This is a genomic window from Marinobacter sp. ATCH36 (assembly GCF_023555055.1).
GTDB lineage: Bacteria > Pseudomonadota > Gammaproteobacteria > Pseudomonadales > Oleiphilaceae > Marinobacter.
Map to the genome: position 1 here is coordinate 19,381 of NZ_JAMJPL010000001.1, position 12,427 is coordinate 31,807.

13 protein-coding genes are annotated in these 12,427 nt (G+C 56.7%); 11 read left to right on the plus strand and 2 right to left on the minus strand.

Annotation, left to right across the window (positions count from 1 at the left end):
• Positions 1 to 153: 153 nt before the first annotated feature.
• From M8010_RS00100 to M8010_RS00120, 5 genes are all read left to right on the plus strand, one after another.
• Positions 154 to 1,185, plus strand: coding sequence for a GlxA family transcriptional regulator (locus tag M8010_RS00100; RefSeq protein ID WP_250086617.1), 1,032 nt, complete (start codon positions 154 to 156; stop codon positions 1,183 to 1,185).
• Between the two features lie 88 nt (positions 1,186 to 1,273).
• The gene (locus M8010_RS00105) at positions 1,274 to 1,960 is read left to right on the plus strand and encodes a DUF2959 domain-containing protein (RefSeq protein WP_250086619.1); all 687 of its coding nucleotides are present in this window, start codon (positions 1,274 to 1,276) and stop codon (positions 1,958 to 1,960) included.
• 122 nt (positions 1,961 to 2,082) lie between these two features.
• A complete protein-coding gene (locus tag M8010_RS00110; RefSeq protein WP_250086620.1) occupies positions 2,083 to 3,159 on the plus strand; it encodes a TauD/TfdA dioxygenase family protein in 1,077 nt (358 codons plus the stop codon).
• A 108-nt stretch (positions 3,160 to 3,267) separates the two neighbouring features.
• Positions 3,268 to 4,575: a short-chain fatty acid transporter gene (locus M8010_RS00115; protein ID WP_250086623.1), complete on the plus strand. Its 1,308-nt coding sequence runs from the start codon at positions 3,268 to 3,270 to the stop codon at positions 4,573 to 4,575.
• Between the two features lie 37 nt (positions 4,576 to 4,612).
• Positions 4,613 to 5,638 (plus strand): T6SS phospholipase effector Tle1-like catalytic domain-containing protein, encoded by a 1,026-nt coding sequence (locus tag M8010_RS00120; protein ID WP_250086625.1) that lies wholly within the window; start codon positions 4,613 to 4,615, stop codon positions 5,636 to 5,638.
• Between the two features lie 96 nt (positions 5,639 to 5,734).
• On the opposite strand, the gene M8010_RS00125 is transcribed toward M8010_RS00120, so the two are convergent.
• Complete coding sequence (locus M8010_RS00125; protein WP_250086627.1) at positions 5,735 to 5,998, minus strand: hypothetical protein; 264 nt, start codon at positions 5,996 to 5,998, stop codon at positions 5,735 to 5,737.
• Between M8010_RS00125 and M8010_RS00130 the strand changes: the two genes are divergently transcribed.
• The 6 genes from M8010_RS00130 (at position 5,988) to M8010_RS00155 (ending at position 10,942) form a co-directional block, all read left to right on the plus strand.
• Positions 5,988 to 6,119 carry a helix-turn-helix domain-containing protein gene (locus M8010_RS00130; RefSeq protein ID WP_250086629.1) on the plus strand — a complete coding sequence of 44 codons (132 nt, stop codon included), beginning with the start codon at positions 5,988 to 5,990 and terminating at the stop codon, positions 6,117 to 6,119. The genes M8010_RS00125 and M8010_RS00130 overlap by 11 nt on opposite strands.
• 90 nt (positions 6,120 to 6,209) lie before the next feature.
• Positions 6,210 to 7,097 (plus strand): mechanosensitive ion channel domain-containing protein, encoded by an 888-nt coding sequence (locus tag M8010_RS00135; RefSeq protein ID WP_250086631.1) that lies wholly within the window; start codon positions 6,210 to 6,212, stop codon positions 7,095 to 7,097.
• The gene (locus M8010_RS00140) at positions 7,094 to 8,719 is read left to right on the plus strand and encodes a phytoene desaturase family protein (protein WP_250086633.1); all 1,626 of its coding nucleotides are present in this window, start codon (positions 7,094 to 7,096) and stop codon (positions 8,717 to 8,719) included. The genes M8010_RS00135 and M8010_RS00140 overlap by 4 nt, the downstream gene beginning before the upstream one ends.
• A gap of 15 nt (positions 8,720 to 8,734) precedes the next feature.
• The gene (locus M8010_RS00145) at positions 8,735 to 9,229 is read left to right on the plus strand and encodes a gamma-glutamylcyclotransferase family protein (protein WP_250086634.1); all 495 of its coding nucleotides are present in this window, start codon (positions 8,735 to 8,737) and stop codon (positions 9,227 to 9,229) included.
• 118 nt (positions 9,230 to 9,347) lie between these two features.
• Complete coding sequence (locus M8010_RS00150) at positions 9,348 to 9,671, plus strand: helix-turn-helix transcriptional regulator (RefSeq protein ID WP_250086636.1); 324 nt, start codon at positions 9,348 to 9,350, stop codon at positions 9,669 to 9,671.
• Positions 9,668 to 10,942: a type II toxin-antitoxin system HipA family toxin gene (locus M8010_RS00155; protein ID WP_250086637.1), complete on the plus strand. Its 1,275-nt coding sequence runs from the start codon at positions 9,668 to 9,670 to the stop codon at positions 10,940 to 10,942. Before M8010_RS00150 ends, M8010_RS00155 begins: the two co-directional genes overlap by 4 nt.
• A 29-nt stretch (positions 10,943 to 10,971) precedes the next feature.
• On the opposite strand, the gene M8010_RS00160 is transcribed toward M8010_RS00155, so the two are convergent.
• Positions 10,972 to 12,255 carry an NAD(P)/FAD-dependent oxidoreductase gene (locus tag M8010_RS00160; RefSeq protein WP_250090063.1) on the minus strand — a complete coding sequence of 428 codons (1,284 nt, stop codon included), beginning with the start codon at positions 12,253 to 12,255 and terminating at the stop codon, positions 10,972 to 10,974.
• Positions 12,256 to 12,427 lie beyond the last annotated feature (172 nt).

The window sequence follows — 12,427 nt, forward strand, 5'->3', positions numbered from 1 at the left end:
CGTGGCGGTATTCATGATGTGCGGTTCCTTTGTGTGATTGGCAGATGCCATAGCCATCATCGCTGCAGTTAGGGTGTATTCTTAAGAGGCGAACCATCCAGAAACGGTTCGTTTCTGCCACGTCCCCACAACAGGGGATTCGAGGACGACGCCATGCCCACTCAAGCCGCCTTTTCGATGTCTGTGGTTCGCCACGTCAGCCTGGTAGCCCTGCCTGATGCCGTGGTATCCACCATCGCCGGGCTGTTTGATGTGATGAACGGTGTCAGCCTGAGTGGTATGGCGGCAGAGGGAGCCCGGGTTCCGTTTCATGTCGAGATTGTCGGTGAGGCCGAGGGTGCGCTGGGCCTGGCAAGCCAGATGCCAATTCACGTGCAACGCGCCATCGATAGCATTGAGTACAGTGACGTGGTGATCGTACCGTCAGTGCTGCCGGGTACCGACGGCTGGCAACCTGGCCGTTATCCGCGGCTGGTGGCGTGGTTAAAGCAGATGCATCAGCGGGGCGCCATACTCTGTTCGGCGTGTTCAGGCATTTTTCTGTTGGCCGAGACGGGGCTTTTCGATGGTAAGGATGCCACCGTCCACTTCGGGTATGCGAAAGCGTTCCAGCAGGCATTCCCCGCGATACCGATCCATCCTGAACGGGCCTTGATGGTTTCCGGTTTACGGGAGGATCTGGTCAGCTCCGGTGCCTCCATGAGCTGGCATGACCTGGCCTTGTATCTCGTGACCCGTTACGCCGGAGCGGTAAGCGCCCAGGAAATCGCCCGCCGTTTTGCCCTGCAATGGCACCAGGACGGACTCTCACCCTATATCATTTTTGAAGGCCGGATGGACCACGGAGACGGAGACATCGAGGGCGCCCAGCGCTGGTTGGCGGATCATTTCTCAGTCGCTCACCCGGTCGAGGAAATGATCAACCGATCCATGCTCACTGAACGCACCTTCAAACGCCGTTTCGCGAGCGCCACCGGCCTCACTCCCATTGCCTACATCCAGCGCCTGCGTGTGGAGGACGCCAAACGCCGCCTGGAGCGAACGGACATGCCGATCGACGAGATTAGCTGGCGGGTCGGGTACGAAGATGCGGCTTTCTTCCGGCGGCTTTTCAAACGCAGCACCGGGGTTACCCCAAGTGTCTATCGGCGGCGTTTTCGTATTCCACGGGTGCCCGCGGCATGAATTGATAGGCGGGGCGATGACAACGGGTTGTCAGCACCCCGTTGCCATGGTTCACTTCCCGAACCCACTCCCAAACAGAGACTACATAATGTCCACCGCTTTCAATATCAGTTCAATCACGCCAACCGGTGCCCGGCGGCTGTGGCTGTCGCTGCTCAGTGTCGCGCTTCTGGGCGGGTGCTCCTCCCTGTACTACGACACCATGGAGAAGTTCGGGTATGAAAAGCGCGACATCCTGGTAAACCGGGTGGAAAACGCGCGGGACAGCCAGAACGACGCCCAGGAAACCTTCCGTTCGTCTCTGGAGCGCTTCCAGAGCGTCGTGGATACGCCGGATACCGAGCTCAAAGGTCGGTACGCCGAGATCAGCGATGCCTACGAAGACAGCAAATCAAGTGCGGAAAAAGTCCGCGACCGTATTGAAAAAGTGGAAGAGGTTGCAGAAGACCTGTTTGAAGAGTGGGAGGACGAACTTGATAAATACGAGAGCGCCTCTCTCAGGCGGAGCAGCGAACAGCAGCTTGATGAGACTCGAGTTCAGTACAGTCAACTGATCAGCCGTATGCACGCGGCCGAAGAACGCATGGACCCGGTCTTGCAGGCATTTCAGGATCAGGTGCTGTATCTCAAGCACAACCTGAACGCCCAGGCGATAGGCGCCCTGGAGAACGAGCTGGTGGAAATTCGCCAGGATGTGGATGAACTGATTCGCAATATGGAACAGTCAGTTGCAGAGTCCGAGGCCTTTATCAAGCGTTTCCGCGAAGGTGGATAACGGCTGCCAGGTGAGAGACGCAAAAGAACCCCGCGAGAATTTCGGTTAAAGCCCAAGGGCTTGTCACTGCAATACACTCAGTTAAGCTGGTCGGAATTCACCCAGTGAGGCAGCTCGCAACTATGGGACAACCATCCGAAAAATTCAGCAATATCATTCCGACCATTCCTTCACTAGACCCTGAGCGCGTATCGCTGATCGAGAAAGCGGGGTTAACGGTCAAACAGCTGGAACCTCTTGGCGTTGAGGTCTACGGGGCCGATGTTCGCTCCAGGCTCCCCGAGCCTGTTATTGAGGCCCTGGAAGTGGAAATGGCGAATCGGGGGTTCATCGTCTTCAAACAGCAAACCGATCTCTCGGCTGACGAACTGGTCGATGTCAGCAAATGGTGGGGCGCTCACGAAATCCATTCAACGCACGGGGTCCATCCTGCAACGCCCGGAAGAAACAGGCACATCTTCCGCTGCTCCAACGACAGCCGCCACGGCATCCTTGGTGTCGGTCCTCAGTGGCACAACGATGGCAGTTTTGAAGCAGCCACGTTTTCGCACTCCGCGTACTACATGGCTCGAGCGCCGGAACAGGGAGGCGGCACGCACTTCGCTCACCAGGGCGCGGCCTTCGATGTTCTTCCGAAGGAAAAGCAGGCGTTCTGGGAGCGCCTCGTCTCCGTGAATTCCGCTTCCAGTGTGACTCATCCCGTGGTCCACACTCATCCCGTTTCCGGAAAGAAGAGCGTATGGCTTCACCTGGGAATGACCGGCGCCATTATCGAGCGGCTGCCGGAGGATGGTGTCGCTATTGATGAGCTGAAAAAGCAGCCTGCGACCGCCGACAAATTTCGTTTGTTGACCGAAGACGAAATGAAGGAGCTTTTCAATGACTATAACGATCTGATGAATGCGTCGTTCGAAAAGGGATACGGGATACGCTATCACTACGACACGGGTGACCTGCTCTACATCGATAACTGGGCACTGGCCCACAGAGCAGCACCTGAAGCTCACATGCCGGCTGAAAAGCAGGGATTGAGGATCATGGATCGTGTCACGATCAAATCAAAACGGGACCTGTCGCCCCATTTTGGATTGCCACAATACATCAATATCAACGGGCCTCATCCGTTCAATAAAGATGGTGTCTGGCAGGCCGGGGGCGTGGGATTTCGATGGAAAGATGACATCCGCCTGCAAAACTGATCTGGTTCGACGGAGCTGGATTTTCGGTCACGAACGACCGGCCAACAATGCGTTTTCCGATTTGCTTGCTACGCTAGGTAAGAGCCAAAAATAACAAAGGAGAACACTATGTTAGATCGTGCGTCCAGACCGCTGGTGAGTATGGTGGACAAGTATCTGCCAGACCCTTACCTGTTCGTGATCATCCTTACCCTGCTGTCGTTCATCGCGGCCATGGTATTCGAAGGCCATGGCCCGATGGCCGTCATTGAGATGTGGGGGGATGGCTTCTGGAACCTGTTGACCTTTTCCATGCAGATGCTGCTGGTGCTGGTAACCGGCTTCATGCTGGCGAGCACTCCGCTGGTACGCGGCATTCTTAACCGGATTGCCTCGCTCGCCAGCACACCGGGGCAGGCGATTATTCTGGTTACCTTCGTGGCTCTGATTGCCAGTTGGATTAACTGGGGTTTTGGCCTGGTGGTGGGTGCACTGTTTGCCAAGGCTCTGGCGCGCCAGATTCGCGTTCACTATCCGTTGTTGATCGCCAGTGCCTATTCCGGGTTTATCGTCTGGCACGGCGGACTTGCAGGCTCCATTCCACTGGTCATTGCCACCGAAGGCCACTTCACGGAAGACGTCATCGGTGTCATAGGTACCGGCGACACTATTTTCGCGTTCTTTAACCTGGCCATCGTGGTCGCTCTTTTCATCGTCGTGCCACTGGTAAACCGTCTTATGCTGCCTGAAGAACGGGAGAGCGTGTACGCGGACCCGAACATCCTGGACGACGAACCCGATACGGCTGTTGTTATCAATCGCCCAGCGGACCACATCGAGAACAGCAGAACGCTTGCTTGGTTGATCGGGTTCAGCGGTATCGCGTTCATCTTCCAGTATTTCATCGACGGTGGCGGCCTGAACCTGAACATCGTGAACTTCATGTTCCTGTTCCTTGCCATTATTCTGCACCAGACGCCGAAACGCCTGCTGACCAGCCTGAACGAGGCGGTCAAAGGGGGCTCCGGTATTGTCATCCAGTTCCCCTTCTATGCCGGGATTATGGGGGTGATGACGGCCTCCGGCCTGGCGGCCAGCATATCCCAGGGCTTTGTATCCATGGCAAGCGCTCAAAGCCTGCCCTTCTGGAGCTTTATCAGTGCGGGCCTGGTCAATATCTTCGTGCCCTCCGGCGGCGGCCAGTGGGCCGTGCAGGCCCCTGTCATGTTGCCGGCGGCGCAAGAGTTGGGTGCCGACATACCTCGGGTAGCCATGGCCGTTGCCTGGGGCGATGCCTGGACCAACCTGCTGCAACCGTTCTGGGCCCTGCCAGTGCTGGCCATTGCCGGCCTGAAGGCCAAGGACATCATGGGATACTGCCTGATGCTGCTGATTATCACCGGCGTCATTATCAGCATTGGTCTGACCTGGCTATAATAATACGAGGAAACATCAGCGAGGGGAGGTCGGCGTCATGAAACGCATCGCCATCTGCTTTGACGGCACATGGAACCGCCCGGAAGTAAATATCGGCGAGGACTTCCCCACCAACGTACTGCAGTTCGCCCGCGCCATTCGTCCATCGGATGGTAACGGCGTTGAACAGGTGGTTTTCTACGATTGGGGCATCGGCTCATACCACGATGAGATCCTCGCCGGCGCCACCGGCCACGGCCTTGAAAAGAACGTGATGGACGGCTATCGCTTCCTGGTTCACAACTACGAGCCCGGCGACGACATCTTTCTTTTCGGCTTCAGCCGGGGCGCCTACACCGCCCGCAGCCTGTGCGGGATGATCAACAACTGCAGTATTCTGCGCAAAGAAAACGCTTATCTGATCCAGAACGCCTTCAAGCTCTACAAAGTCAAAAAGCACAAGGCCAACAGCGACCACGCCATGGCATGGAAACGCCAATTCTCTGTTGAAGAACGTACCCCCATCAAATTCGTCGGCGTGTGGGACACCGTTGGCGCCCTTGGCCTACCGTTTACCTTCTTCGGCCTGATCAAAGACCAGGACCTGTTCTACGACCGCGAGATCGGCAGCAACATCGGGACGGCTCGGCACGCCCTGTCGCTGGATGAACATCGGGAGGATTTCGAGCCTACTCTCTGGGAACCCCGCGCCGGGACAGACATTGAGCAGGTCTGGTTCGCCGGTGCGCATTCCGATGTTGGTGGCGGCTATGGCCCGGACAAACAAGGCCGCATCCTGGCCGATATTCCTCTGCTGTGGATGGCAAAAGAAGCGACAAAGCAGAAGCTGGTGTTCAACGATACCCTGCCAACCACCACCCACACCACCGCCGAGCAGCACAACGAATACAAGGGCAAATACCGGTTACTGGGGAAACTGGTGCGGGAGATACCCCCACTGAACGAGATCAAAACCTGGGTGCATGCCAGCGTAAGAGCGCGCTACAACAGCGGATACCAGAGCGAGCCGATCGAGCGGTATGCAGAGCGCAACGGGGAGTGGCCGCCCATCTGGCCCGAATAATTTCCGGCCAGGCGGCCATTCGTTAGACGACTTGTCCCTTATACTACGGCGCCAGCTTCCGCTTCACACTGAGTGACTCCGGAATCATCGCCTCGATCAGGTGGGGGCCCGCAGCGAATGCCCGCCCATAAGGAGGGCCGTTTTCTTGCCAGAGCGAATGACTGAGGCAATCACTTGAATGGTGGCATCGTATTTGACGTGATAGGTGGCGTGATCGCCAACAATATTCACAACCGGAACCTTGCCCTTGCGGGCGTTGTGCAGGTTGGCCAGCAAAAGCTCTTTCACGCATCCGGCGCGAGTGCAGTTCAGCCAGCCCCGGCTTGGGCCATTACAAGGATACCAGGCGGTGGCGGACACTGATGCGTCCTTGCCGGAAATTGCCGAGTCGCTGGGTATTGCGGAAGTAAGTACTTTCTATCGAGCCTTTAAGCGCTGGACAGGTTCGCCGCCGGTGCGTTGGCGCAAAAAGCGAAGCTGAACACGTTGGTACGACATCCTTTTTGACTTGTTACATGCCATCTTTCCCCCGACAATGCACTGTCACATTTACCTGTCGCGGAACTGAAACATGCTGGAGAGTTTGGCCCTGGCCCCTGAAAATTTAACATTGCCGGACTCTATGATGAGGCTGCTGATCAGTACCGGGCTGCTGATTCTGGCTATCATCATCCTGCGGACTCTGACTGCGCGCTTTATACGACGAAACGTGACTTCATCGGAGTTGCGGGGCCGGTTACTGGTGAACTTCCGCAACGGCTTTCTGCTTTTGGGGATACTGGGCCTGGCGTTGATCTGGGGTGACCAGATCCGCTCCCTGGCGCTGTCCATCGTCGCCATTGCAGTTGCCTTTGTGGTTGCCACCAAAGAATTGATCCTGTGTGTGTCCGGCGCAATCCTGAAAAGCGGCGCCGGCTCTTTCAATCTGGGAGACCGTATACAGGTAAAGGATTTTCGAGGTGATGTCATCGACCAGACCTTGCTGGCAACCACCATCCTTGAAGTTGGGCCCGGCAAAACAGGTCACCAGCGCACCGGGCGGATGATCGTGGTTCCCAACGCTCTGTTCGTGTCTGAACCGGTGATCAATGAAAGTTTTACTGACCACTGGGACTTCCATGTTTTCACCGTGCCCTTTAAACGGGAAGATGACTGGCATGCCGCCCAGAAAGCCCTGCTGGACGCCGCCAATCGCCATTGCGAGCCCTATCTTGAGGCGGTTCGCAAACACATGAACAAGGTTGGTGTTTTGCGGGGCCTGGAAGTGCCGTCCGTGGACCCAAGGGTGACCATCCAGGCCCCCGTGGCCAACGAAATTCATCTGACTGTCAGGCTGCCCGCCAAATCCGGGCAACGCAGTTACATCGAGCAAGCTATTCTGTCAGAGGTGTTTGCAGAAACCGATTTCGCCAGCAAAAAGCCTCAGCTCTCTGATGACAACAAGGACACCCCATCATGAGCAGCCCCAAACCAAGCACCATTCGTGTCGGTCGTCGTTACCGCGCCAATCGACTGGACGGACCTTACGACGCCATTGTTATCGGCTCCGGCATTGGTGGGCTTACTACCGCCGCCTGCATGAGCAAGCTCGGCAAGAAAGTCGTGGTGTTCGAACAGCATTACACGGCCGGCGGGTTCACCCACAGCTACGACCGCAACGGCTACGAGTGGGACGTAGGTGTGCATTACATAGGTGACGTGGGCGCCGACCACACCCTGACCAAGCGCCTTTTCGACCACATTACCGACGGCCAATTGAAGTGGGCCCCCATGGACAACCATTTTGACCGCATCTTCATAGGCGACCGCCATGTCGACCTGGTGGCCGGGCCGGACAACTTCAAAGCCGAGCTGAAGAAAGCGTTCCCGGGCGAAGAGCATGCCATCGATACCTACCTGGATTATCTGCGCAAAGTGGCCAAGGCCATGCCGGGGCTGGTGATTGGCAAGGTTCTTCCCGACCTTGCGGCTGGCCCGCTGCGCAAACTTGTTGACCGGGCCGCGCCATCCTATCTCAACAAGCCAACCCGGGACGTGCTTGAGAGCCTGACCAGCAACCAGGAACTGATTGCCGTGCTCACCGGCCAGTGGGGCGACAACGGCCTGCCGCCAGCGGAATCCAGCTTTATCATCCATGCCCTGATTGCCCGCCATTATCTTTACGGTGGCTACTACCCCATCGGCGGCGCCTCGGAAATGGCGAGAACCATCATCCCGGTCATACAGCAGAGCGGAGGCGAGGTGTTCACCTACGCCGACGTGACGGACATACTGATTGAAAAAGGCAAGACGGTCGGCGTGCGGATGGCGGACGGAGAAGAAGTCCGCGCCCCGTTGGTGATCAGCAACGCGGGTGTCTTCAATACCTTCGACAAGCTGCTGCCGGAAACTGCGCCGCATTGGGACTATTACCAGCAGAAGCTGAAAACCGTGGAACGCTCCATGGCCAGCAACTGTCTGTACATTGGCCTGCAGGACACCGCGGAGAACCTGAAGCTACCGAAAACCAACTACTGGATATACCCTGGCCCGGACTACGAAAAACACGTCAGCGACTTCCTGGCGTCGCCGGAGGAGACGGATATTCCGCTGACCTACATTTCCTTCCCTTCCGCCAAGGACCCAAGCTTTGCAGAACGCTACCCTGGCCGCGCTACCATCGAGATCGTCGCCCCCGGGCCCTACGACTGGTACGCAGACTGGGCGGATGAAACCTGGGGCAAGCGCGGCGAAGACTACGAGGTAAAGAAGGAAGCCTACGCCCAGCGGTTACTGGCCAAGCTGTACGAAAAGTTCCCGCACCTGGAAGACAAGGTGGATTATTACGAGCTGTCCACGCCGCTGTCCACTGACCACTTCTGCCGCTACAGCAGGGGCGAAATCTACGGCCTGAACCACACGCCAAGCCGATTCGAGCAGGACTGGCTGAAGCCAAAAACCCGCATCCCCGGCCTGTACCTCACCGGCCAGGATGTGATGACCTGTGGCGTGGCCGGGGCGATGATTGGCGGTTTATTGACGACTGTGGCCGTAAGCGGGCTGAAGGGGTTGCCGTTGGCGAAGAAGATGTTTGTTGGGTAAATATCAGGAGGTCCAATGCTCTGCTTCTGTTACGGCTCAAATATGTCACAACGCAGGCTCCGGGCAAGAGTCCCGTCAGCTCGCTTTGTCACTGTCACAGAACTCCCCGGCTACCGGCTCAGATTCCATAAATCCGCCATGGACGGCTCCGCCAAATGCAACGCAGAAGAAACCGGCAACCAGGATGACCGGGTTATGGGAGTGGTTTTCGAAATTGCCGATGCAGAAAAGCCGGACCTGGATCGACATGAGGCGTTGGGGTTTGGCTACGATGAGAAGCAGATAGAGCTGAAAACCGGGAAGGGCTACCTCAAAGCGTGGATGTATTACGCCACGCGCATCAACAACTCGCTTAAGCCCTTCCACTGGTATAGGGACCACGTGCTTATCGGCGCCCGGGAGAACGGCCTGCCGGCTGAGTATATTGCGCAGATTGAAACCGTGGAGTCCGTTCACGATCCCAAGCCCGAACGACACAACCAAGAGCTGTCCATATACGGCGACACATAAGCCGCTTTTTCTTTTCTGCGGACCCACCACCAACAACAAGCAACTTATTAGTTGCTGAAAAATCATAAAGAAACTAGTATGCTTCTATTACTCATAAAAGCAACTAATAAGTTTCTGTATGACTTCACTACTGGACCAAATCAAACAGCGCAGGCTGGACATGGGACTGAAACAGCACGACATGATGATGCGTGTCGGCATGTCCCGCCAGCAATATCAGCGCCTGGAGTCCAAGGGTAACCCCAGGCTCGATACGCTTGAACTGATAGCCTTGGGACTGAAAAGCGAACTGATGCTGGTTCCTCAGGAAAAGCTGGAAGCGGTCATGGCCGTCCTGGAGGGCACAACAACCAACCACTCCACTCACGATAGCTCTCCCTCCGAAACAGAAAAGCCGCTCTCGGATGACCCCTGGCGGGATTTGCTGGAGGACAATGAGTGAGTGAGACCACATCCGGGGACGTCAATGTACTCCAATTAACGCTGCACGGAAGACGGGTTGGCTATCTGGCCGGCTTCAGGAATGGCCGCAATGTTCTGAGTTTTGCGGATGAGTTCAGAAACGATATAAACCGCCCGACATTCAGCCTGATCACTCACCCCCATTTCCCGAACTCCAAAAAGCTTGTTGCAGAGTCCTGGGCTCGTAACCAAAGGCTCCATCCTTCGCTATCCAACCTCTTACCGGAAGGGTCGCTCAGGGAACTGATTGCGCAGAGTCTGAAAGTTCATGTCGACAACGAATTTCACCTGTTTTCCTATCTTGGGGAGGACCTGCCAGGCGCATTGATTGCCACTCCCATGGAACCCGAAGACGTTCCGGACAGCGTTTTATCCACCCACGCAAAGGCGAAGGCTGTGAAGTTCGAGAAGCCTAGCCTCGAAAACAGGTTCTCGCTGGCGGGCGTCCAGATGAAATTTTCCATGAAGGAAAAGGAAGGACGCTACAATCTGACGAAGGGGGACGAACTGGGCGACTGGATTATCAAAACCCCATCTACAAAGCACAGCCACGTGCCCCTCAACGAATACACAGCAATGAGCTTGGCATCCCTGGCGGGAATCAATATTCCGGATATAAAGCTCGTAGCCCTGGACAAACTCGACAACCTTCCGCCTATTAATCTACCGGAGGAAAAGCAGGCATTTGCGATCAGGCGGTTTGACCGGGACGGGCAAAAACGCATTCACATGGAGGACTTTGCACAGGTCCTGGTGAAGTACCCCCACGAAAAATACAGTCCGGCGAACTACGAGCAGATTGGCAGGGTGGTTTACGACTATTCCGGCGATGGCCTCGCAGATGCCCAGCAATTTGCACGCAGACTGCTGGTGAACATCCTGCTGGCCAATGGGGATGCCCACCTGAAAAACTGGAGCCTGATCTATCCTGACCAGGTTGCGCCCCGGCTTTCACCGGCCTACGACATCGTCACAACCCGCGTTTACATCGAGAATGAGAGTGAGTTTGCGCTCAATCTGGGGAAAAACAAGCGGTGGTACAGCACGACCATGAATCACTTCCAGTTGTGGGCAGAGAAATCCGGGGTACCCTGGCGGGCCATCAAGCCGCACCTGGACGACACACTGGAAAAAGCCCGAATCTTGTGGCCAAAGGCCCTTCAGGAGCTACCCATGGCGAACGCCCACAAACATATCTTGAGAGCGCATTGGCAAGCGTTGGACGATGATTTCAGAATAGGCGTCCCTTAACACGCCTTTTCGGGCGTACCCGGGGTTAGTCACACCCCCAACCGATCCCGCAACGCATAATACCAGGCACCCATTGCGGTCAATGGCACCCGGAATGCCCGTCCACCGGGAAACGGGTAGTGGGGCAGGCTGGCGAAGGCGTCGAAGCGTTCGGACTGGCCCTCGATAGCCAGGGCCAGTGCCTTGCCCGCCACATGGGTGAAGGTAACACCGTGGCCGGAGCAGCCCTGGGAATAGAACACATTATCCTGCAGGCGACCCAATTGTGGCAGCCGTGACAGGGTAAGCAGGAAGTTGCCGCTCCAGGCGTAATCAATCTTTACATCCGCCAGCTCCGGGAATGTCCTGATCATGTGCGGGCGGATCAGCCGTTCTATGTTGGCCGGATCGCGGGCGCCATAGACCACGCCGCCACCATAGATCAGGCGCTTGTCGCCGGAGAGACGGAAGTAGTCCAGCAGGTAGTTGCAGTCTTCCACGCAATTATCTTGCGGCAATAACCGCTTTGCGGTGTCTTCATCCAGAGGCTCGGTGGCAATGATCTGCGAGCCGCAGGGCATGGACTTGGCGCCCAGCGCCGGTACCAGGCCGCCCAGGTAAGCGTTACCGGCCAGAACGACAAACTGAGCTTTCACCTCCCCTTCCCTGGTTTTTAGCGTTGCAGGTTCTCCGGGAAGAATCTGAATGACTTCAGAATGTTCATGGATTACCCCACCCCTGGATTCCAGCGCGGCCGCTTCACCCAGAGCCAGATTGAGCGGATGGATATGCCCACCGGTGTGGTCGATGGCACCTCCTACGTAACGATCGGTGCCTATGCGGGCGCGGATGGCTTCCTGGTCCAGCAGTTCCAGCTTGTCGTAGCCGAAGCGGTGCCACAGGGCCTGCTGGGATTCCAGGTGACGAAGCTGACGCGGATTCAGGGCCGCGAAGATTCCACCCTCCTTCAGATCACAACGGATCCGGTAATCCCGCACCCGCTGCCGGATAATCTGGCTACCTTCGAAGGCCATGTCTGCCAGCAGGCGCACATGGTCTGGTGTCGTCTGGCGCTCGATATTGTCCAGGTCCCGGCTGAAACTGTTTACAATCTGACCACCATTGCGACCGGAGGCACCCCAACCCACCGTTGCCGCTTCAAGCACCACGACCCGATACCCGGATTCAGCCAGAAAAAGCGCCGCCGACAAACCGGTATAACCGGCACCCACGACGCACACATCTGCCTCGCATTGGCCCTGCAACGCCGGGCGTCGGGGTGCCTTGTTGGCAGAGGCTGCGTAACAGGAAGGAACTGGGGAATACTGGATCATAAGGGGCGCCATACAGGGTGACGGGCTGATCAGGGGGTTGATCAAGGAACAATCCGGAAGCGGCTAGAAAAAGGGGCCACCGAGGCAAGTGTATTCCAGGACCCGGCATTCGGGAAGACAGGTTCTTCTACCTATACCAGAAGCCGGGATTGGCCGTGAAAGTGCTGCTATG